The organism is Streptomyces sp. TLI_146, assembly GCF_002846415.1.
GTDB lineage: Bacteria > Actinomycetota > Actinomycetes > Streptomycetales > Streptomycetaceae > Streptomyces.
The window spans coordinates 935,618-954,714 of record NZ_PJMX01000001.1 but is presented as its reverse complement, the minus strand read 5'-3'; the positions used below and the strand labels follow the sequence as shown (position 1 = coordinate 954,714).

At 70.8% G+C, this 19,097-nt stretch carries 24 protein-coding genes; 13 read left to right on the top strand and 11 right to left on the bottom strand.

The window, feature by feature from the left end:
• Nucleotides 1-116: 116 nt before the first annotated feature.
• The 6 genes from BX283_RS04295 (at nt 117) to BX283_RS04270 (ending at nt 4,809) form a co-directional block, all read left to right on the top strand.
• Nucleotides 117-1,130 (top strand): beta-ketoacyl-ACP synthase 3, encoded by a 1,014-nt coding sequence (locus BX283_RS04295; RefSeq protein ID WP_101386327.1) that lies wholly within the window; start codon nt 117-119, stop codon nt 1,128-1,130.
• Between the two features lie 14 nt (nt 1,131-1,144).
• Entirely contained in the window at nt 1,145-1,438 is a 294-nt protein-coding gene (locus tag BX283_RS04290; RefSeq protein WP_101386326.1) for an acyl carrier protein, read from the top strand.
• An 87-nt stretch (nt 1,439-1,525) separates the two neighbouring features.
• Nucleotides 1,526-2,428 carry an alpha/beta fold hydrolase gene (locus tag BX283_RS04285; protein ID WP_101386325.1) on the top strand — a complete coding sequence of 301 codons (903 nt, stop codon included), beginning with the start codon at nt 1,526-1,528 and terminating at the stop codon, nt 2,426-2,428.
• Between the two features lie 89 nt (nt 2,429-2,517).
• Nucleotides 2,518-3,516, top strand: a complete 999-nt coding sequence (locus BX283_RS04280) for a 3-oxoacyl-ACP synthase III family protein (protein ID WP_101386324.1) — start codon at nt 2,518-2,520, stop codon at nt 3,514-3,516.
• Nucleotides 3,517-3,613: 97 nt separating this feature from the next.
• Nucleotides 3,614-3,856: an acyl carrier protein gene (locus BX283_RS04275; protein WP_101386323.1), complete on the top strand. Its 243-nt coding sequence runs from the start codon at nt 3,614-3,616 to the stop codon at nt 3,854-3,856.
• A 23-nt stretch (nt 3,857-3,879) separates the two neighbouring features.
• Complete coding sequence (locus tag BX283_RS04270) at nt 3,880-4,809, top strand: alpha/beta fold hydrolase (RefSeq protein ID WP_101386322.1); 930 nt, start codon at nt 3,880-3,882, stop codon at nt 4,807-4,809.
• Here BX283_RS04270 and BX283_RS04265 read toward each other — a convergent pair.
• From BX283_RS04265 to BX283_RS41015, 5 genes are all read right to left on the bottom strand, one after another.
• Nucleotides 4,799-6,049, bottom strand: a complete 1,251-nt coding sequence (locus BX283_RS04265; protein WP_180357043.1) for a glycosyltransferase — start codon at nt 6,047-6,049, stop codon at nt 4,799-4,801. The genes BX283_RS04270 and BX283_RS04265 overlap by 11 nt on opposite strands.
• A gap of 200 nt (nt 6,050-6,249) precedes the next feature.
• The gene (locus BX283_RS04260; protein ID WP_101386320.1) at nt 6,250-6,654 is read right to left on the bottom strand and encodes a hypothetical protein; all 405 of its coding nucleotides are present in this window, start codon (nt 6,652-6,654) and stop codon (nt 6,250-6,252) included.
• Nucleotides 6,647-6,955 carry a heavy metal-binding domain-containing protein gene (locus BX283_RS41025; protein WP_218976506.1) on the bottom strand — a complete coding sequence of 103 codons (309 nt, stop codon included), beginning with the start codon at nt 6,953-6,955 and terminating at the stop codon, nt 6,647-6,649. Before BX283_RS41025 ends, BX283_RS04260 begins: the two co-directional genes overlap by 8 nt.
• Nucleotides 6,956-7,048: 93 nt before the next feature.
• Complete coding sequence (locus tag BX283_RS41020) at nt 7,049-7,249, bottom strand: heavy metal-binding domain-containing protein (protein ID WP_373979536.1); 201 nt, start codon at nt 7,247-7,249, stop codon at nt 7,049-7,051.
• 24 nt (nt 7,250-7,273) lie between these two features.
• Nucleotides 7,274-7,450, bottom strand: a complete 177-nt coding sequence (locus tag BX283_RS41015) for a hypothetical protein (RefSeq protein ID WP_218976504.1) — start codon at nt 7,448-7,450, stop codon at nt 7,274-7,276.
• A 647-nt stretch (nt 7,451-8,097) separates the two neighbouring features.
• On the opposite strand from BX283_RS41015, the gene BX283_RS04250 reads away from it, so the two are divergent.
• On the top strand, nt 8,098-8,538 hold the full coding sequence (locus tag BX283_RS04250; protein ID WP_101386319.1) for a protein-tyrosine phosphatase family protein: 441 nt from the start codon (nt 8,098-8,100) through the stop codon (nt 8,536-8,538).
• Nucleotides 8,539-8,691: 153 nt separating this feature from the next.
• Nucleotides 8,692-9,612 (top strand): NADP-dependent oxidoreductase, encoded by a 921-nt coding sequence (locus BX283_RS04245; protein WP_101386318.1) that lies wholly within the window; start codon nt 8,692-8,694, stop codon nt 9,610-9,612.
• Between the two features lie 90 nt (nt 9,613-9,702).
• Here the strand turns inward: BX283_RS04245 and BX283_RS04240 are convergent, their stop codons facing one another.
• Nucleotides 9,703-10,452: a maleylpyruvate isomerase family mycothiol-dependent enzyme gene (locus tag BX283_RS04240; protein WP_180357041.1), complete on the bottom strand. Its 750-nt coding sequence runs from the start codon at nt 10,450-10,452 to the stop codon at nt 9,703-9,705.
• 39 nt (nt 10,453-10,491) lie between these two features.
• Here BX283_RS04240 and BX283_RS04235 point away from each other — a divergent pair, with 39 nt between their 5' ends.
• Nucleotides 10,492-11,415 carry a MerR family transcriptional regulator gene (locus BX283_RS04235; protein ID WP_101386317.1) on the top strand — a complete coding sequence of 308 codons (924 nt, stop codon included), beginning with the start codon at nt 10,492-10,494 and terminating at the stop codon, nt 11,413-11,415.
• Between the two features lie 126 nt (nt 11,416-11,541).
• On the opposite strand, the gene BX283_RS04230 is transcribed toward BX283_RS04235, so the two are convergent.
• From BX283_RS04230 to BX283_RS04220, 3 genes are all read right to left on the bottom strand, one after another.
• A complete protein-coding gene (locus BX283_RS04230) occupies nt 11,542-12,042 on the bottom strand; it encodes a VOC family protein (RefSeq protein WP_101386316.1) in 501 nt (166 codons plus the stop codon).
• Between the two features lie 117 nt (nt 12,043-12,159).
• Nucleotides 12,160-13,302 carry an NAD(P)/FAD-dependent oxidoreductase gene (locus BX283_RS04225; protein WP_101386315.1) on the bottom strand — a complete coding sequence of 381 codons (1,143 nt, stop codon included), beginning with the start codon at nt 13,300-13,302 and terminating at the stop codon, nt 12,160-12,162.
• Between the two features lie 94 nt (nt 13,303-13,396).
• The gene (locus BX283_RS04220; RefSeq protein WP_101386314.1) at nt 13,397-13,768 is read right to left on the bottom strand and encodes a MauE/DoxX family redox-associated membrane protein; all 372 of its coding nucleotides are present in this window, start codon (nt 13,766-13,768) and stop codon (nt 13,397-13,399) included.
• Nucleotides 13,769-13,774: 6 nt separating this feature from the next.
• Here BX283_RS04220 and BX283_RS40465 point away from each other — a divergent pair, with 6 nt between their 5' ends.
• Nucleotides 13,775-14,527 (top strand): helix-turn-helix domain-containing protein, encoded by a 753-nt coding sequence (locus tag BX283_RS40465; RefSeq protein WP_257581920.1) that lies wholly within the window; start codon nt 13,775-13,777, stop codon nt 14,525-14,527.
• A gap of 19 nt (nt 14,528-14,546) precedes the next feature.
• Here the strand turns inward: BX283_RS40465 and BX283_RS04210 are convergent, their stop codons facing one another.
• Complete coding sequence (locus tag BX283_RS04210) at nt 14,547-15,911, bottom strand: esterase-like activity of phytase family protein (RefSeq protein ID WP_101386312.1); 1,365 nt, start codon at nt 15,909-15,911, stop codon at nt 14,547-14,549.
• Nucleotides 15,912-16,037: 126 nt separating this feature from the next.
• Complete coding sequence (locus BX283_RS04205) at nt 16,038-16,484, bottom strand: SDR family NAD(P)-dependent oxidoreductase (RefSeq protein ID WP_101386311.1); 447 nt, start codon at nt 16,482-16,484, stop codon at nt 16,038-16,040.
• Nucleotides 16,485-16,663: 179 nt separating this feature from the next.
• Between BX283_RS04205 and BX283_RS04200 the strand changes: the two genes are divergently transcribed.
• The 3 genes from BX283_RS04200 (at nt 16,664) to BX283_RS04190 (ending at nt 18,983) form a co-directional block, all read left to right on the top strand.
• Nucleotides 16,664-17,137, top strand: a complete 474-nt coding sequence (locus BX283_RS04200) for a hypothetical protein (RefSeq protein ID WP_257581919.1) — start codon at nt 16,664-16,666, stop codon at nt 17,135-17,137.
• A gap of 84 nt (nt 17,138-17,221) precedes the next feature.
• On the top strand, nt 17,222-17,914 hold the full coding sequence (locus BX283_RS04195; RefSeq protein WP_101386310.1) for a DUF6766 family protein: 693 nt from the start codon (nt 17,222-17,224) through the stop codon (nt 17,912-17,914).
• A gap of 112 nt (nt 17,915-18,026) precedes the next feature.
• Entirely contained in the window at nt 18,027-18,983 is a 957-nt protein-coding gene (locus BX283_RS04190; RefSeq protein WP_101386309.1) for a redoxin family protein, read from the top strand.
• Nucleotides 18,984-19,097: the final 114 nt, after the last annotated feature.

The window sequence follows — 19,097 nt, the reverse complement described above, 5'->3', positions numbered from 1 at the left end:
ACAGTGGTGTTCCGGCATTCCTAGAATGCGGCCCGGTTGCACTGCATGCGGGCCCGGAAATGTGCGCACGGATGTCGAATGACCAGCGCAGCCGCTGCCGATTATTGAGGATTCAGATGGCGTCCAGCCTGGCTTCTGTCGTTTGCGGCATCGGGTCCTTCCTGCCTCCGCGCATCATCGCGAACGGCGATCCACCGCTGTCGGAGCTGGACACCACCGCGGAGTGGATCCGCAGCCGGACGGGCATCGAGCGCAGACACTGGGTGGACCCGGGCACCAGCACCGGGGACTTGGCGGTGGAGGCGGGCCGGGCCGCTCTGCGCAGCGCGGGCGACCCGGTGGTGGATCTGGTGGTGTTGACCACCACGACACCCGATCACCATTCGCCGGGAACGGCCCCCTGGGTTGCTGCACGACTGGGCCTCGGCACTGTCCCGGCATTCGACATCGCCGCCGCCTGCTCCGGATTCACCTACGGCCTGGCCGTGGGCGACGCCTGGATCCGGTCGGGGTCGGCGGACTGCGTGCTGGTCCTGGCGGCCGAGACGCTGTCGACGATCACCGACCCCGCCGACCGGGGGACCGCCGTGGTCTTCGCCGACGGCGCCGGCGCGGCGGTCCTGCGCAGCGGCGGCTCGGACGAACCCGGTGCCGTCCAGGCCGTCTGCCTCGGCAGTGACGGCACGCAGAAGGACCTCGCCGTCGTCGACGCGGGCGGCTCGCGCCGCCCCGACCCCGAAGGCGCCGCCGAACTGGCGGACCGCTGCCTGCGGATGCGCGGCCCCGACATGTTCGCCCACGCGGTACGCCGTATGACCGAGGTGTCCAGGCTGCTGCTCGAACGGCTGGAATGGCCGGTCGACTCGGTCGGCGCGTTCATCGGGCACCAGGCCAACCAGCGCATCCTGGACAAGGTCGCCGACTTGGTGGGCGTGCCGCCCGCCAGCCGCTTCGCCAACATCCGCGAGGTCGGCAACACCTCCTCCGCCTCGATTCCCCTGGTCATGGACGACCTGATCAGGACCGACGCCGTCCCCCGCGGGAGCAGGACACTGCTCACCGCGTTCGGCGGCGGCGCGGTGTGGGGCGCGGTCGGACTGACCTGGCCCGACATCAAACCCACGCCGTGAAGGAGCCCACCACCATGAGCCAGCCCGCCCAGCAGCACCTCGACCACGTCCGCACCTACCTGGCCTCCGCGTTCGATATCCCCGCGGGTGAACTCACCGCCGACCGCACCTTCGAGAGCCTGGAACTGGACTCCATCGCCCAGGTGGAGATGTTCGTGACGCTCTCCGACCACTACGGCATCCACCTGGACGACTCGCTCGCCAACGGGGAGATGACGCTGCGTCAGACAGCCGAGCTCATCACCGAGGCACTGGAGGGCATCGGCCGGCAACGCCAGGACAGCGACAGCGCCGTGCCGCAGGGCTGACCACCACGGCCCGGCCCGCTGCCGGACCCCACGTTCCTGAGCCCCCACACCCGATGCTCACCCCTTTCGTACGACTGTTGGAGAGCCGTGACCGAGGCGATCACCCGCACGCTGTCCCTGGACGGACTGTCCTTCTCCTACCAGGTGGTGCCCGCCGAGAACCCCCGGATCGACCCTGTCCTCGTCATCGGAGGCGTCCTGCAGGGTATGCACGGCTGGTCCATCATGGAGCGCCACGTCCTGCCGCACGCCGACCTCATCTCGGTGGACCTGCCCGGCGCGGGCCAGTCCACGCCGCTTCGGCCCGAGCAGGGCCTGGAGACGATGTGCCGGGTCACCGAGGTCATCATCGACGACCTGGGCCTGGAGCGGGTCAACTTCCTGGGGTATTCCTTCGGCTCCGCCGTCGCCTACCGCTGCGCGCAGCGCCGGCCGGAACGGCTGGCCAAGCTGGCGCTCGGTGGCGTCCCCGTCCGTATCAGCGACAAGCTCGTCGACCTGTGGAACCGCGGAGCACAGCGGATGGCGAGTGGGGACGCGAAGGGCTTCGTCAACGTGCTGACGGAGATGTTCCTGTGCGCCGACTCGCGGGCCACGATCAGGAACCGCGATATCGTACGCCAGTTGGTGACGCGGATGACGCTGCGCGGCGTCACCGCCAACGCCCACGGATTCACGACGATGGAGCGGTCGGTCCTGGAAAACCTCGACCCTGAAGGCGGCCTCCGGGACGTTCCGACCCTCGTCTTCTGCGGCGAGCACGACACCATCAGTTCCCTGGCGGAACAGCGCGAGTTCGCGCAGACCATCGAGAACTGCACCTTCGCCGCGATCGCGGAGTCGGATCACTGGGTGTTCATGCAACGCCGCGACGAGGCGAGCGACTTGGTGATGCGCTTCTTCACCGACCAGCCGCTGGAGGACCGCGACTACCTCGTGGAACCGGCGGCCGCCGTCGGAACCGCCGCTGCCGCTGGCGTACGCAACTGAGTGGCCGCCGCACCACGGGGCACCGCGGCGGCCCCGGCCGGACAGGGCCGTACGGCACCGCACCACCCAGGAAGACGATCGGGGCAAAAATGACCCACACCACCGTGGCCGGTCTCGGGTGCTGGCTGCCGCCCACCATCGTGACCAACGCGGATCTGATGGCCCCCGAGATGGACGCCTTCGTACGGCGGCGCATCGGCATCGCGCAACGGCACCGCATCAGCGACGGAGCCGCCACCGTCCATCTGGCCACCGAAGCGGGCGCCCGCGCCCTCGCCTCCGCCCACACCGAAGGCGTGGACGCGCTGATCCTGGCCACCACCACACCCGACCGGCTCTGCCCCGCGGGCGCCCCCGAGGTGGCAAGCCGACTGGGCATGACCGGGATCGCCGCCTTCGACATCAACGCCGGCTGTTCCGGCTTCCTCTACGCCTGTGAGCTGGCCAAAGGGCTGATCGCGACCGGCACCGCCGCGTCCGTCCTGGTGATCGCCGCCGAGAGCACGTCCACGATGGTCAACCCCGCGGACTCCAGTACCGCCCCCATCTTCGGCGATGGTGCGGGCGCCGCCGTGCTGCGCGGAGCACGCCCCGGCCAGGTGTCCACCTTCGGGCCCACCGTCTGGGGCAGCGACGGCACCCTCGCCGACGCCATCGCCATTCCCGCGGGCGGCTCCCGGCAGCGCGCCGGGTCCCCCTCCTCCGACGGTCACGACCTCTATCTGCACCTGCGCGGCGCCGAAGTGCTGCGCAACGCGGTGCGCCGGATGAAGGCGGCCGCGACCGGGGCGGCGGCGGCCGTCGGCTGGGACCTGTCGGACGTCGATGTGCTCATCGCCCACCAGGCCAACGCCGCGATCGCCACCGCGCTGGCGGCGGCGCTGCCCTTTCCCCTTGCCCGGATGCCCTCCAACATCGAGACGATCGGAAACACCGCCGCGGCCTCCGTGCCGATCCTGCTCGCGCAGGCAGCCGGGGACGGGACGGTCAAAGAGGGCCAGCGCGTGGTGATGGTGGCCTTCGGCAGCGGCCTGTCCTGGGCCGCGACCACCACCATCTGGCCCCGGGATGTCACGCCGTGTCTGTGAAACCGATGAGCCGACCGCCGGAACCGCTGAGGCCGCACCAGCCGCCCCTTCGCCCAACTGACCGCCCCCGACCGTTCGTTACGTTCACGGAGAAGCCATGAGCCCCATGCTGCGGATCGTCATCGACACCCTGACGCAGAAAGCCGGACTGCCTGCCGCCCCGGTCACACCTTCGGCCACCCTCACTCAGGCGGGCGTGGACTCCATGGCCATCGCCGTCCTGGCCATGGTCCTCGAGGACGACCACGGAGTGGTGATCACCGAAACAGACCTCTCCGGCAACTCCACCATCGCTGACCTGGCAGCCTTCATCGAGCGTCACCAGGCGGCCAACGCGTGACCCACCTCGCGGCAGGACCGGCGATGCACGCCACCGATGTCGACGCCGACACCTTCACCGAGACCGGCATCCGCGACCACGAGATCGCCTGGCCCTCGGCCTCCTACCCCTGCCGGGTTGTCACCCCGCGTGCGACGACCGGCGAACCCCTGCTCGTACTCGGCGGCGGCCTGCAGAATCGGCACTCCTGGGCACGGCTGGAACGCCACCTCGCCCCCCACCGCACCGTCCTGATCCCCGACCTGCCGCCCGCCCGCTCACCCGGACAAGCCCGTGCCAGCCTCTCCTGGGACGACCTCACCGCCGCCGCCCTGAGCGCGGTCGACCAGCTGTCCGTCCCCCGCTTCGCCGTCCTCGCCGTCTCCTCCGGCTACCCCATCGGCTACCGGCTCGCCCAACGGCACCCCGACCGCGTCACCCGGCTGATGCTCTTCGGCGCCGCCCCGCACCCCAGCCCCCGACTCACCGCGCTCATCCATGAAGGCCTGCGCCGCGAAGCCGCGCCCACACCTGCCGACTCTCCCGCGGCCCGCCGACGCACCGCGGCCGAACTGGTCGATGTCCTGACCAACACCCGGGCCGCCGAACACCACCTGCTCATCAAGGCCGCCGCGCGCGTGATGCTCGACCAACTCACGGCGTCCCCTCACGACCCCCTGGTGCGTTACGTCTTCGACCGCGGCTTCCTGCTGCTGCGCGACCCGCTTCCCGCAGGGGGGATCTCCGGCGTCCCCGCCCTGGTAGGCGTCGGCGAACACGACACCGCCACCACCGTCGAGGACAACCGTGCCGTCGCCGCCACCATCCCCGGCGCCACCTTCCTCGTGATGAGGAACGCCGACCATCTGCTGCACCTGGAACGCGACGCCGACTTCGCCGCCGCCCTCACGCGTTTCCTGCACGGCGCGCCCCTGGACGATCTGCCGGACTGCACCGCCGAGATCATCCCGTGAGGTGTCCGCTTCCCAGGGGCCGGGCGAGGTCGTCGAGGATGGCCGCGGTGCCGTCCTGCTGCCGGACGGCTCGGCTGATGCGATCGGTCCGCAGCCGGTAGCGGTCGTCGGTGAGGAGCTGTTCGAGGGCGCGGGTGAGGTTCGCGCCGGTGAGCCGCTGCTGGGGGATCACGGTGGGAGCGAGGCCCAGGGCGTGGAGCCGGGCGGCCCAGAAGGGCTGGTCCAGGGCGACGGGGACGGGCAGGACGGGCGTGGCGGCTTGGAGGCAGGCGTGGGTCGTACCCGGTCCCGCGTGGTGGACCGCGGCCCGCATACGGGGGAAGAGCCAGTCGTGCGGGCAGTCCCGGATGTTGAGGACGTCGTCACCGTGGCTCTGCAACTCGGCCCAGCCGCCCTGAACGACGGCGCGGATCCCGAGGCGTTGGACGACCCCGGTGATGGCGTGGGCGAGGTGGTCGTGGTCGATGCCGCGCATGCTCCCGAACCCGAAGTAGACCGGGGCGGGGCCGGAGTCGAGGAAGTCCTGAAGCCGGGCATCCGGCTGCCAGCCCGCCGGACGCACCGGGCTCCAGGCGCCGACCACCCGGTGGGAGGCGGGGAACCGCAGCCGACGGGGCAACAGCGGTGTGCTGAATCCGTAGCGGACGGTGTGCCGGGAGCTGGGCAGCGCCATGTCTTCGACGGCGCTGGACGCGAGGCCGAGTTCCCGTCGCAGATAGGCGGTGCCCGGCTTGTAGATCGGGCTGAGGATCATCCTGACCACCGTGTCGGCGAGGCGATAGCGATGGCGGGGGTTTCCTGCCAGCAGCCGAGGCAGCATCATCGCGTGGGAGACGGTGTACGTACCGATACAGGCCACTCCCAGTCCGTGGCCGATGAGGGCGGCTTGGGGGTGCAGGAGAGGATGAGTGAGCAGCACATCGGTCCCCTCGCTCGCGGCCTCCAGCAGGCACCGCGCCGCCACCGTCGCCATCTCCCGGGCGTTGCCGATGCGCGCGCGCCGCGTCGGCAACTGGCCGATCGCCGCCTCGTACTGGTCGAGCGGCATTGCACGGACGCCCAGACCATGCTGACGGAAGGCGTCCACATAGCGGTTGGATGTCACGACGGTGACATCGTGCCCCGCGTTCTTCAGACCAGTGGCCAGTCCTGTGTAGGGGGCGATGTCACCGGTGGTACCCCAGGTGGCCAGCAGGACGCGACGCCGATTGCGCGGGGGGAGAGGGGACTCGGACTCCACGGTTTCGGGCCTCCGGGGATCGCGTTGCTCGGGCTGAGAGGGGGGATGCCGCGTACGACAGGAGCGCACGACATCCCTAACGCTCTCGGCCCAGGGGCGTCACGTCTCGGATACCAGAGCCTGATACCCGCCATCGCGGTCCGCCTCTTGGAGACGCTCCGCGCAGGTGTGTGACGCCGCGCCACGGAGTCCGGCGGAAGTCAGCCCAGGAAGCGTTCGACGGCCTCGCGGGCTCGGGCATTCGAGGCCGCGGCGTCGGCCAGACACCGGGCCAGCGCGTCGATCCACTCGTCCAGGCCCACGCGGCGCCGCGACAGCACGATGCCCCGCACCTCGTGGCGGATCTCCCCGGCCACCCGGCCCTGATCCATCCGCAGCGAGAGCCGCTGCTCCCCGAGGGCGACGTCCAGTTCGGCGACCGAGCCCTCGCGCCCGGCCACCCGTTCCGCGACGGAACGCCTGCGCTTGACCCGTACGGCGCCGGGCGGCAGCGAGTCCGCCAGGCTCGCCGACAGCACCTTGGCGTACAGGTTCAGGTCCGCGCTGTCCCGGCGCAGCGCCGCGGCCAGCAGCTCCACTTCCCTTTCCGGGGTCGCGTCAGGCATCGAGGCTCAGCACCATGGTCGGCCGCTCGATGACGTGGTCGTCGCGAAGCGGGCGCACGGCTGTTCCGATGGCGAAGAACTCGGTGGTGTGCGTGCCCCAGTTATGGGTGTGCTGCCTCAGCTGGACAGCCACGATCCCCTCGGCCTCCAGGGCGTTTCCCTCGGCCTGCATACGGCTCATCGCCAGCTCGCGTGCTTCGTAGAGTGCCTGGGTGAAGGGTTCGATCTCGACGTTGCGGCCCGTGTTGCTCAGCACTTGGGCGAAGCGCTGGTGGGCAACGTGGTAGACACACGAGCCCATGACCATGTCCAGCGGCGCGTATCCGGCCCGGATGAGCGTCCAGAAGTCCTGGCCGGACAGGTCGGAGGTGAACGGCTTGCCCTTGTTGTTGAGTCAGGTCCCGCCCGGCCCCGGATCCGCGCCGTCCGCCTTCACCGCCGTGCCGATCGCGATGAACTCGGCGATGTCCGAGCCGAACTCCTTGAACTCGATGTCCAGCCGCACCCCCACGATCCCGTCCGCCCCCAGAGTGCTCGCCTCCGCTTCCATCCGGCTCATCGCGAGCTCACGCGCGTGGTACATGGCCTGGGACAGTTTGGTCAGCTCCTGGTTCTTCGACTACCGGCCGAGCTGGAGGCCGACGTGGTAGACGGAGGAGCCGAGGACCAGGCCGAGCGGGCGGAAGCCGACCTCACGCACCAGCAGGAACTCGTTCACCGTCAGATCCGAGGTGAAGAGCGAGCCCTTTTCCCCCGGCTGGAGCTGCGCGAGCCGCCGCATCGCATCCTCGGGCACACCCTCCGCAGCCGGGCGAGTGGGCCCGCAGCTTCACCCCGACGATCCCGTCGCCGCCGAGCGCGCGGCACTCGGCCACCGCGCGGTCCAGCGCCAGCCTTCGCCCGGTGTACATCGCCCGCACCAACTGCGAGAACGACGACGTCCACGCCGAGGACGGCGGCACCTTCCTGCCGTCCTCGACCGACCACGCCCCCGGGCACCCCCAGACGCCGGTGGACCCGATGGTGAAGACGGCCGTGCCGAGCACCTGCCCGACCGGCTCGAACCCGGCGCCTTTGATCGCGGCGAACTCCTCGGACGACAGCGCCGAGTCCCAGGTGCCGTCGCCCCGGGGCATTGCCGCCCCATCGGCAGCGACCCCCGGCAGACCGGCGTCACGTCGGTGTGTCATCGACTCCCGCGCCCTCGACCTCTCGGTTCACCATGTGGATCATCTAGTCATTCGGCAGCGTATGTCATCGGAGGGATCAGCGAAATGGTGGTCGGGGACGTCAATGGGGGTGCGTGGGGCGGCCCTTGGGAGGCGATGCGTGGTGGTGCTGCTGCCCACTGACATGGGCGCAGGGGGGGCAGCGGCGAGCCGCCGGGTGAGATCCACCGTTCGACGATGCTGATCGACCGTTCGACGACGCTACGGTGGCCCCGTGACCGCGAGCCGTGAATCCTGGGAGCCGACCGGGGCAGGCGTTCTGCGCCTCCCGTCCGGGCGGCTGGTACGAGGCCGGGGTCTGCGGCGGCCGCTTCCGGAAGGCCCCACACCCTCGTACGCCGTCTATCTGCTCGGCAAGCCGCCGCCAGACGTCCCCTGGCAGTTCGAGTGGCTGCCCTGGCCGGACTTCTGGCTGCCCAGTGACCGAGGCCAGGCGGCGAAGGTGCTCCGCGAGGCGTGGGAGCGTGCGGAACGCGAGCGCGTCGAGGTCGCGTGCGGCGGCGGCCGGGGGCGTACCGGCACCGCCCTGGCCTGTCTCGCCGTCCTTGACGGGGTGGCTGCCGAGGAGGCCGTGGACTTCGTACGGCGGAACTACGACCGCCATGCCGTCGAGACGCCCTGGCAGCGCCGTTACGTACGCCGCTTCGGCGGCTGACCGGCAGCTTTGTGCGGCCGCCCTGGTAGGCCGCCGGCGTCGCCGGCTGGAGTTGCCTGCGTCGCCCGCCCGTGTGAATCCTGGACACAGCAGAGGGAAAGCCCCATCGACTGGGCCGGAAGGCAGCGACCGGCCGGAAAGCGGTTCTGGACCATGAAGGCAATCGCGCTCGAATCGTACGGATCCGCCGACGACCTGCGACTGGTCGAGCTGCCCGATCCCAAGGTCGCGCCCGGTGAGGTCCTCGTCCGGGTGAAGGCGGCCGCGGTCAATCCCGTCGACTGGAAACTCGCCGCCGGTTACCTGGACCCGATCATGGAGGTTCGTTTCCCGCTGATCTCCGGCTGGGACATGGCCGGTGTGGTGGAACGGGTCGGCCTGGACGCGACCGAGTTCGCGGTGGGCGACGAGGTCTTCGGCTACGTACGCAAGGACTGGGCGCAGAACGGCACGTACGCGGAGCTCGTCGCCGCGCCCGTGCGCACCCTGGCCAAGAAGCCCGCCGCGCTGAGCTGGGAGCAGGCCGCCGGAGCGCCGCTCGCGGGGCTCACCGCCTACCAGACGATCAAGCGGGTCGGTCTGGCCAAGGGCGAGACCGTGCTGATCCACGCCGCGGCCGGCGGCGTCGGCTCGCTCGGCGTGCAGATCGCCGTCGCGCTCGGCGCCCGGGTGATCGGCACGGCCAGTGAACGCAACCACGACTTCCTCCGCGAGCTCGGCGCGGAACCGGTCACCTACGGGGACGGGCTCGCCGACCGCGTACGGAACCTGGCACCCGACGGCGTCGACGCGGCCCTCGACTTCATCGGCGAGGGCGCGGTCGGCGTCTCCCAGCAGCTGCTCCGCGAGCGCGACCGGGTCGCGTCCATCACCGACGGGGAGGCCACGGCCACGGGCGGCCACTATGTCTGGGTGCGTCCCGATGCCGACGGTCTGGCGGCGCTCGCCGCGCTCGCGGACGCGGGCAAGCTGACGGTGCCCGTGGAACACGCGCTGCCGCTGGCCGAGACCGCCGAAGCGTGGCGCCTGAGCCAGGCGGGCCGCACGCGAGGAAAGATCGTCCTGACCGTCTAGCACCCCTGTGGGGTTGCGTGGCCCAGGCCGTACTGGAATTTCGTCAGCCCGGATGGCGGCCACCGGAGGATTGCCGTCACCGGCGCGTGCCTACAAGGCGGAGTGGGCCAGCCAGTGGTCGAACAGCGGCCTGTCCCCGTCGATCGTCAGGCGCTGTGGCGGCAGGCGCCGCATCAGTACCAACATCAGGTCCCGCATCGGACCCGTCACGGTGACGTCCGCCGGTCCCGCGCCCCGCCGCCATGACACCCCCGTCGGCGTGCGTGTGATCACCCACCCTTCGACCGACTCCTCGCGAGCCCGCAGCCCGATCGAGCCCCTTCCCCGCAGCGAAGCCACCGCGGGCTTCAGGGTCGCCATGACGGGTGCGGACAGCAGCTCCAGGAGCTGGGTCACGGCGTCGGCCGCCAGGTCGGGTTCGACGGTGTACGGCACGCCCGCCAGGAACGCGGCATCGGCCGTGTGCACCGCGGTGTCGTGGGTGACCTGCCGTAGCCAGAACGACGCCGGTGCCGGCCCCGCCACCGTCCAGACCGGCGCGTCGGGGCCGGTCTCCCGTACGGCCGTGACCAGCTCCGAGGCGCCCGTGAGGAGCCAGGCCCGCCAGTCCTGCGGAGGCCGCGCTTCGTGCGGGTCGGGGACGGCGCCGGGCGGGTCTCCGCGTACGATTCCCGCCGCCCAGCGCGGCGCCTGTCCGAGGTGTCCGACCAGGACCCGAAGCCGCCACCGCGGGCAGGTCGGTACGAAGGCGTCCCAGTCCGTGCCGTCCACGGCGTCCGCGAACGCCGCGGTCTGTGCGAGCAGGCCCGAGGCCAGCCGGTCGATATGAGGCTGCGTCATGCGGCGTAGGGTAGGAACTCCACCCCGGTGGAGGTTCAAGTGCGCGAGGAGACCCTGTCCATCGGCGAGCTCTCCCAGCGAACCGGCGTGCCCGTACGCACGATCCGCTTCTACTGCGACGAGGGCTTCCTCGATCCGGTGCGCAGCACGGGTGGACACCGCCGCTTCCGGGCGGAGGCGGTCCGGCGGTTGACGCTGTTGCGTCGGCTGCGCGCACTCGGACTCGGACTGGCGGCGATCGACACCGTACTGAGTGGTCGGGGATCCGTCGCCGAAGCGGCCGCGCGCGAACGCGAGAAGATCGACGTCGAGTTGGCGGCACTGGCCTGGCGCCGTGCCTCGCTGCGCGCGGTCGAGCAGGCTCCACCGGCCGAGCGGGAACCGAGGCTGGAACTGCTGGCCGCGGTCGCCGACGGCGGGGCGGCCCGGCACGCCCTGGAGGCGTTCTGGAGCCGCGTGGCCCTGCCCTCGTTGCCCGAAGACGGCGCCGCCATGGTCATCTCGGTCAGCGTTCCCGAGCTGCCGGACGACCCCGCCCCCGAGCAGATGGTTGCCTACGCCACGCTGGTCGCGATAGTGCAGGACCAGCGGCTGCGGCAGCGGTTCTGGGCACGCACCCGTACGGGCGAGGAGTTCCTCGCGTATCGGAACGCTCTGGTCGAAGGTGGAGTCGGCGAAGTGTGCGAGCTCGCACGCCCACTCGTACGGGCGGGTCGGCAGCCGGGCCCCGGGCCCTTGCTCGACCGGTTCGTCGACGTGCACGCGGCCACACGAGGCACCCGCGACAGCCCCGCGTTCCGGCACGCCCTGGCACGCACCGGGGCCGCCGACCGGAGTCCTGGCCTGCACCGGTACTGGGAGCTCGTCGGGGACATCACGGGCGAGGACGTCACCGTCGGGGCGGCACACGCCTGGTTGCTGGACTCGCTCCATCGTGCGGTCACGCCACGGGAAGCCCGATGAGCGCCTGAGAATCGGCGGTCTCCGGGAAGGGGCAGTCGGTCAGAATGCCCCTTCCGGGAAGCTGGTCCGTCAACCCGTCCAACCCGTCACAGGGTTTCGACGGTGTACGTGACGACGGATCGTCGCTCAGGTGGCGGATCCGGCCGCGGCGCCGGTCTTGCGGTCGGGGCCCCAGCGCTTGAGTGACTCCTCGAGGTCGAGCGGGCCGGGGCGGGTTTCTTCGGCCCCGGTCGGCCAGTCCTCGCGGGGGACCCGCCACATGATCTCGAACTCGTTGCCGTCGGGGTCCTTGGCGTACAGGGACTTCGACACGCCGTGGTTCGTGGAGCCGACCATGGCGCCACGCTTGTTGATCTTGTCGGCGACGGCGACCAGCTCGCCGAGGGTGCCCACTTCCCAGGCCAGGTGGTAGAGGCCGACGCGGCCCTGCTCGGGCCCGGGTGCGTCCGGTCCGACGGAGAAGAGGCCGAGGTCGTGGTCGTTGAGCGTGTCCTCGGCGCTGAGGAACGCGGCGCGGCCGGGGATGTCGACGTCGAGCTTGAAGCCGAAGACGTCGGTGTAGAACTCGACGGCTCGTGCGACGTCACGCACGTAGAGCACCGCGTGGTTGAGGCGGCGTACAGGCATGGAGTTCTCCCAGGGCGGCGAAGGGTGAGGCGGTGGCCTCGCTTGCGACCATAAAACAATGTGAGACTTCAAGTAAATCCCCCGGATCCGCGAGTCTCTCATCACTATGCGTAATCGTCAGGAATCCTGCTCGTACGTGCTCGACGCACCCCACGCTCCGAACCCCACCGTGCTTCGCACGACAGCCTCCTTGTGGGCCGCCGCGACGCGTCCCGTCAGGGCGAACCTGCGCGGGCGGTCGTCGGGGCGGGTGAACTGGACGACACCGTCGCGTCGGCCGAGGCTGATGTTGGTGAAGACGTATCCGATCCGTACGGGTCCGGGTTCCCGGCCGGACAGCCGCGCCGCGACGACCTCGGCCACGCCCCGGCCCATGGGCAGGGCCGCCTGGCAGGACATACGGCTCGGCGCCCCGCCCACGCAGATCCCGGCGGCCGCGTCACCCACGGCGTACACCTCGGGGTGCGAGACCGAGCGCAAGGTGGCGTCGACGAGCATCCGGCCGTTCTCATCCGTGGCGAATCCTGCCGCCCGCGCCAGCTCCGGCGCACGGAACCCGGTGGTCCACACCACGGCGTCAGCGGCGAACGACGTGCCGTCAAGAGTGTCCAGGCCGTCCTGACGCACCGCGGCGACCACCGTCCCCGGGTGAACCGAGACATCCAGCCGGTCCAGAGTGCGTCGCACATGGGTCCGGGCCCGCGGCACGAGCCCGGACCCCACATCATCGGCCCCCGTGACCAGCCGGACCCGCAACTCGGGGTGGCTCGCCGCCAGTTCCGAGGCGGTCTCCAGCCCGGTCAGCCCTGCCCCCACCACCGCGACGGTGTCGCCCGACGCCATCGCGGCGACCCTGCGCCGCAACCGCGTCGCCTGTTCAAGGTCGGCGACGGTGTACGCGTGCTCGGCCGCACCCGGGACACCGTCGAACCACGCCCGGCTGCCCGCCGCGTACACCAGGGTGTCGTAGCCGATCGCTCCGGGAGCGACGTCAAGACTCACGCTTCGGGCAGTGGCATCGATCGCGGTCACGCGCGCGACGACCAGCCGGACCGATGTACCGGCGAGGCGCTGGCGCAAGGGCAGCGTCACGAGGCGTTGTCCGGCGGCCAGTTGATGGAGCCGGACCCGTTCCACGAACCGGTCCGAGGCGTTGACCAGCGTGATCGTGACATTGTCGCGGCGCAGCTTGCGGGCGAGGAGTTTGGCCGCCGACAGACCGGCGTAACCGGCTCCCACGACGACGAGGCGATGACTCATGGCATGACTTCCTCTGTGATGACGACGGTGACTACGGGTGTGGCTACGGGCGGCTTCCGCACCGCCTCGGACGGTCGGTCGCCGCGCCTCGCGATCACGGCGCGGAGCGGGCCACCGCCACCGCCCAGGCGATGTACAGGGCGTTCACTACCAGCCGAGCCACCGCTCCGACCGGCCGCTCCAGCAGCCGGGGCCGATCCGGCCGCGCCCGTCGCAGCGCGTCCCCGTGGGACACCAGGTAACAGGTGATCAGGGCGGCGGCGGCCCAACCCCCGGCCTGCCTGCCGCCCGGGACCAGCACCAGCACACCCGCCACGACCTCGGCCGCCCCGCTACCGGCCACCAGGAGCCGCTCCCGGCCGAGCCATGCGGGTATCAGCGTGCGGAAGTAGCCGGGGGACAGGAAGTGCATGACCCCCGTGACGACCAGGAACACCGCCAAGACGACGGAAGCGATAGCGTGCATGGCACGATGATCCGTTCACCTCGTGCCTGGGCACTTGAACAAAACGATCGCCGCACCGTCTTCGCGACCGGCCCCGAGGCGACGATGTTCGCCGAGTCCCGCCCGTTCCACGTCGCCCGACACCGCCTGCCCGCCTGGAAAGCCGTGCTGCCGATCGGCGGCCACGCCGAACTCCTCCAGCCGGGGCGGCCCTTGGTGGCGGCGCCGGGGTTGATCGTGCCGCCGCAGCTCGTCCATGCCTGCGCGGCGACCTCGCCCTACCTCGCCCTGTTCATCGACTCCTGGCTGCTGCCGCCGTGCCCGGGGCCGGTACAGCTCGATGGCGGCGAGGTCCGCCGCCTGCTCGCCGCGCTCGGCACCACCGATTCCGACGGCCCCGGCGTCGGCGCGGACCTGGGCGCCGGATACGCCGGGCTGCGGACACTCGCCGGGCGCCCGTCCCCGCTCGATCCGAGAGTCGCCCACGCCGTCGACCTGTGTACGTTGCGCGATCCGGACCTGCCCATCGCCTCCATCGCCGCCGAGGTCGGACTGTCGGCGCCGCGGTTGCGCGCCCTGGTCCGCCAGGACGTGGGTATCTCCCTTGCCCACCTGCGCCGATGGGGCCGGCTGCGGACCGCGATCGCGGGCCTGCCGGACTCGACGGCCGCTCTGGCCGCAGCCGGCGCGGGCTTCGCCGACCAGGCCCATCTCACCCGTACGGCACGGGACTTCACCGGCCGCACGCCCGCCTCCCTGAAGCGCTGGGAGGCGGGCTGACGGCCTGCCGTGCCTGAGTTCAGCCGCGCAGGGGCCTGGGCAGACGCACGTACGTCACCGTCGTATCAATGCCGCTGTCCACCAGTCGGCCATGGGTGTCGAAGGCTCCGGGGCCGTCCGTCATGCCGAAGTCGTTGTCGTTGATGAGCGCGAGGGTGTCCCGGCCGGTCAGCGCGATGCCCTCGACCTTGCCGGGTACGCCCACGACCTTGGTGAAGTCGACCACGAGCGTCTTGCGCAGCACCGGCACACCGGCCGTGACCGGGTCCTCCGTTTGCTCGTACGAAGGAGAGGTCGTCGGGTCGTCCCAGGCGCTGCCCAGCATGCCCCGGCCGCGCGGCAGGGTGACCCGGTGGATCCGGGAGGCCTTGTCGGTGCGCTCCTGCACCAGCAGCCGGTCACCGCCGATCGCCACCAGCGCGGAGATCTTGAGCTCGGAGGGGTCGTCCTCGCCCGGATCGACCACGTCCACCGCGTCGAAGCGGTAGGCGTACTCGGCCGTCACCGCGCGCTTCTTCGGCGAGAAGCGCAGCAGCCGCGCGTTGCGGGACTTCTCACCGGCGGCCGTGTCCGGCACGGACAGCGGGCTCTGCACCGCCAGGACCAGGTCGCCGCCCGGGAGCTGGGCCAGACCCTCGAAGCCCCGGTTGGTCTTGCGCTTGAGCAGAATGGCGGGCAGCGACTCCACCACGGGATAGTCGGCCCCCTTGAGGTTCAGCCCCTTGGGGACGTACCGCGTGAGCACCTCTCCCCGCGCCGAGACGTGCACGAGGGAGGGCCCGTACTCGTCGGCGAGCCAGAAGGTGCCGTCCGCCGCCCGCACGATGCCCTCGGTGTCCAGACCGTTCGGGTCGTACGGGAGCGGGGTCTTCGCGTCGTACGTGTACGGGGCCTCGTCACGCGAGGCCTGGTTGGGCAGCCCCGTGACGGGCCTGCCGGACCGCGTGGTGATCGCGATCGCCTTGAGCACCTGCACGCGGCCGCCGGACACCCGGACCTTGACGATCGCCGGATCGAAACCGGGCACCGGGAAGGTGCGGCGCTTCTTGCCGTCGACCTTGATCTGGCCGTTGGGACCCCGGTCGGTCACCGTCCAGAACTCGCCCTTGCGGCCTGCCGGATAGAGGTCGCTGCCGATCCCGCCGAGGTCGATGCCTCGGTCGTCCGCGACCGAACCGGGCAGGAGGCTGTTGCTGAACGCACCGAGCGGAGTGTCCGCGAGGGTGGCCTTGCCCTCGACATACGCACCCCGCGCCCCGCCGTCTTCGGGGCCCGGCGCACCGGCCGCGGTCCCGGCCACGCCGATCGCCGCGAGCAGGGCGATGGGCATGGCCGCGGCCAGGGAACGTCGTACGGTGCGCTGCTTGTGGGCGTGCGATGCCATCGGGGGCCTCCTGGCCGAAAGGTCGTGTGACAGTGGCCAAGCTGACCGGTTCGGTCGAACGTGATGAGACGTCAGGGTGAACCGCACCCAACGCGCAGCCATCACCCTTGGGTGAGTGGGACGCGGTCACTGAGGTGTGGTCAGGCGGTGTAGCCGCCGTCCATGGCCAGGGCGGTGCCGGTGATGTAGCCCCAGCTCGCGGGCAAGCCCCTTGGTCAGCCCGATGAGCGCGGATTTGGCCATCGCCTGCAGGACGAAGTTCGCGCCGGGAACACGTCCGTTGAAGCGCGACCCGATGTTGATGATCCGCCCGCCGTCGCCCATGTGCCGGGCGGCTGCCCGGGCGGCCAGGAACACCGACCGGACGTCCACGGCGAGCACCCGGTCCAGTTCCTCGGCGGACACCTCTTCCAGCGGTCCGTAGGTGAGGAAGCCTGCGTTGTTCACCAGGATGTCGAGGCGGCCCAACTCCTTCACCGTCTGCCCCACTGCCTCCGCCGCGGCCGTCGGACGGGTCAGGTCGGCCTGGATGACGACAGCCCTGCCACTTTCGGCCTCGATCTCCCTGGCCACCTCAAGCGCCTGGTGTCAGGTTCAAGTCGTTGGCGTGCGAGGCGGGAAACGCTGGTCCGGGCGGGCGGTCTACGGCGTGTCCAGCGCGCAAAGCAGGGGTCCTCACGGCTGCGGGGCGATGGTGTGGCTGGTGCCCGGCCAGGCACCGGTGTGCGTATGCCCCGGCGGAGGAGACGGCCATGGACGCGATCGTGCTGCTGCGTGGGGACCAACCGACCGTCGTCGGAAACCGGGTCCGGCGCGGCGCGCGGCACCGTGGGTCGGCGGTGATGGTGGCGGGAGCCGTCGCGATGGTGCTGTGCGGGTGCGGTGCACCGGCGGCCCGGCTCGAAGGCGCACGGCAGGCCGGGCGAGCCTTCGAGCAGGCCCTCGGCGCCGCCGACTACCCACGGGCCTGCGCCCTGCTGGCGCCGCGGACCCGGCAGCAGCTCGAAGAGGACGAGCACCAGCCGTGCGGCTCCGCGCTGCGCGGGCAGGACCTGGCGGCGGCCGGTGAGGTGTACGGCACGCAGGTCTACGGACGCCAGGCCCTGCTGCGTCTGCGGAAGGACACGCTGTTCCTGTCGCAGTTCAAGGATGGTTGGAAGGTGGTCACCGCGGGCTGTGTCCCACAGGGCGACAAACCCTACCGCTGCTCGCTGAAAGGCGGCTGACGACGTGCGCTTGCTGTTCATTGCCTGCCTGCTGACGATCGTGGGCGGGCTGGCCTACTTCATCACGATCGGAGCGTTGTACCGGTGAACGGCGGGCGCCGCAGGGGCGGTTTCTGGCGGGACAACAGCCTGACCCTCGCGTTCGGGGGCGCGTTCCTGCTCGTTCTGGCAGGCCAGGCATTCGCCGGGCATGCGGGCTTCAACGAAGAGCTCGCCACCGACGGGCTGCAGCAGCTGACCCTCGGCGAGTACCTGATGTCCTCGGACTTCGCCGTCGACGTCACCGAGAACTGGCAGTCGGAGTTCCTGCAGTTCTTCCTCTACATCTTCGGCACCGTCTGGCTCCTTCAGCGCGGCTCCCCCGAGTCCAAGAAACTCCACAAGGCAGGTCCGGAAAGCGACCGGGAACAGCGCGTCGGCGACCACGCCGAAGCCGACTCACCCCGCTGGGCCCGCACCAAGGACTGGCGGCAGAGACTCTATTCGCGCTCCCTGGGGAGCGTGATGGCCCTGCTGTTCCTCCTGTCCTGGCTCGCACAGTCCATCGCCGGTACGGCGGCCTACAACGAACAGCAACTGCGTCAACTCCAGCCGCCCGTCTCCTGGGGCGCCTACCTGGCATCCGCCGACTTCTGGAACCGCTCCCTGCAGAACTGGCAGTCCGAACTGCTTGCCGTGGCAGCCATGGCCATCCTCTCCGTATACCTGCGCCAGCGCGGATCCCCGGAGTCCAAGCCCGTCGGGGCCGCGCACACCTCCACGGGAGTGGAGGGCTGAACCGGACGGCGTCGGGAGGATCGCACGCTCGTGCCGGGCCGTCCATCCTCCTCATCCCGGCTTGACCTTGCCCCCGAGGGTAAGGTTTAGCGTTCTTTCGGGGGTGAGGGACATGCAGATCGGCGAATTGGCCCGGCGGGCGGGCGTGACGACCAAAGCGGTGCGCTACTACGAATCGCTGGGGTTGCTCGTGCCCGTGCGACTCGCCAACGGCTACCGGGACTACGACGAGCACGACGTACGGATCACCCAGGAGATCCGGGCGCTGGCCGGGCTGGGAATCCCGGTCGAGCGCACCCGGCCGTTCCTGGACTGCCTCGCGGCCGGCCATCGGCACGCCGACGACTGCCCGTCCTCGCTGGCGGGGTACCGGGACGCGATCGACGACCTCACCCAGCGCATCGAGGGACTCAGCGCGCGCCGGGCCGTACTGGTCGCGCACCTGCACGAGGCCGCCCATCGCCATCTCGCTGTCCCACCGGTCAACGAAGGAGAGGATCTGATGACTGATCACATGAGTCTGCCGGCCGGCCTGCCCGTCCCCGAGGACGACGGCGCGGCCGCGCATCTGCCCGGTATGAAGGTGCCGCACCTGGAGCTTCCGGGCACCGGGGGCAAGCCGATCCGCCTCGGGGCGCTTGGCACGGGCCGCACGGTGATATACGTGTACCCGCTCACCGGCCGCCCGGACACCGACCTGCCCGACGGCTGGAACTCGATACCCGGGGCGCGCGGCTGCACCCCCGAGGCCTGCGGCTTCCGCGACCACTATCAGGACCTGCTCGCCGCCGGTGCGGACGGCGTGTTCGGCCTGTCGAGCCAGGACACCGACTACCAGCGTGAGGTCGTCGAGCGGCTCCACCTGCCGTTCGAGATGCTCTCCGACCCGGCGCGCAGCCTCGCACAGGAACTCGGTCTGCCCACGTTCCGGACCAACAGGCTGACGCTCTACAAGCGGCTGACCCTGATCGTCCGGGACGGGGTGATCGAGCACGTCTTCTATCCGATCTTCCCGCCGAACGAGCACGCCGGGCAGGTCCTGAACTGGCTCCGGGACAACCCCCGGTAGGCGCGGCGGCGCACGGGGGTGTGCAGCCTGCCCGCGGAGTTGCTGTGATGATCAAGGGTGCCCTTCGCGGCCAGGGCGGACGGCTCGTACGCGGCTGGTACACACCATCGACGT

What these genes read in the sequence shown, in the direction of transcription:
- BX283_RS04295 (WP_101386327.1), top strand. Translation starts at nt 117, where the DNA reads ATGGCGTCCAGCCTGGCTTCTGTCGTTTGCGGCATCGGGTCCTTCCTG.
- BX283_RS04290 (WP_101386326.1), top strand. Translation starts at nt 1,145, where the DNA reads ATGAGCCAGCCCGCCCAGCAGCACCTCGACCACGTCCGCACCTACCTG.
- BX283_RS04280 (WP_101386324.1), top strand. Translation starts at nt 2,518, where the DNA reads ATGACCCACACCACCGTGGCCGGTCTCGGGTGCTGGCTGCCGCCCACC.
- BX283_RS04275 (WP_101386323.1), top strand. Translation starts at nt 3,614, where the DNA reads ATGAGCCCCATGCTGCGGATCGTCATCGACACCCTGACGCAGAAAGCC.
- BX283_RS04270 (WP_101386322.1), top strand. Translation starts at nt 3,880, where the DNA reads ATGCACGCCACCGATGTCGACGCCGACACCTTCACCGAGACCGGCATC.
- BX283_RS04260 (WP_101386320.1), bottom strand. Translation starts at nt 6,654, where the DNA reads ATGCCTGACGCGACCCCGGAAAGGGAAGTGGAGCTGCTGGCCGCGGCG.
- BX283_RS41025 (WP_218976506.1), bottom strand. Translation starts at nt 6,955, where the DNA reads ATGGGCTCGTGTGTCTACCACGTTGCCCACCAGCGCTTCGCCCAAGTG.
- BX283_RS04245 (WP_101386318.1), top strand. Translation starts at nt 8,692, where the DNA reads ATGAAGGCAATCGCGCTCGAATCGTACGGATCCGCCGACGACCTGCGA.
- BX283_RS04240 (WP_180357041.1), bottom strand. Translation starts at nt 10,452, where the DNA reads ATGACGCAGCCTCATATCGACCGGCTGGCCTCGGGCCTGCTCGCACAG.
- BX283_RS04230 (WP_101386316.1), bottom strand. Translation starts at nt 12,042, where the DNA reads ATGCCTGTACGCCGCCTCAACCACGCGGTGCTCTACGTGCGTGACGTC.
- BX283_RS04225 (WP_101386315.1), bottom strand. Translation starts at nt 13,302, where the DNA reads ATGAGTCATCGCCTCGTCGTCGTGGGAGCCGGTTACGCCGGTCTGTCG.
- BX283_RS04220 (WP_101386314.1), bottom strand. Translation starts at nt 13,768, where the DNA reads ATGCACGCTATCGCTTCCGTCGTCTTGGCGGTGTTCCTGGTCGTCACG.
- BX283_RS40465 (WP_257581920.1), top strand. Translation starts at nt 13,775, where the DNA reads ATGATCCGTTCACCTCGTGCCTGGGCACTTGAACAAAACGATCGCCGC.
- BX283_RS04210 (WP_101386312.1), bottom strand. Translation starts at nt 15,911, where the DNA reads ATGGCATCGCACGCCCACAAGCAGCGCACCGTACGACGTTCCCTGGCC.
- BX283_RS04200 (WP_257581919.1), top strand. Translation starts at nt 16,664, where the DNA reads ATGGACGCGATCGTGCTGCTGCGTGGGGACCAACCGACCGTCGTCGGA.
- BX283_RS04190 (WP_101386309.1), top strand. Translation starts at nt 18,027, where the DNA reads ATGCAGATCGGCGAATTGGCCCGGCGGGCGGGCGTGACGACCAAAGCG.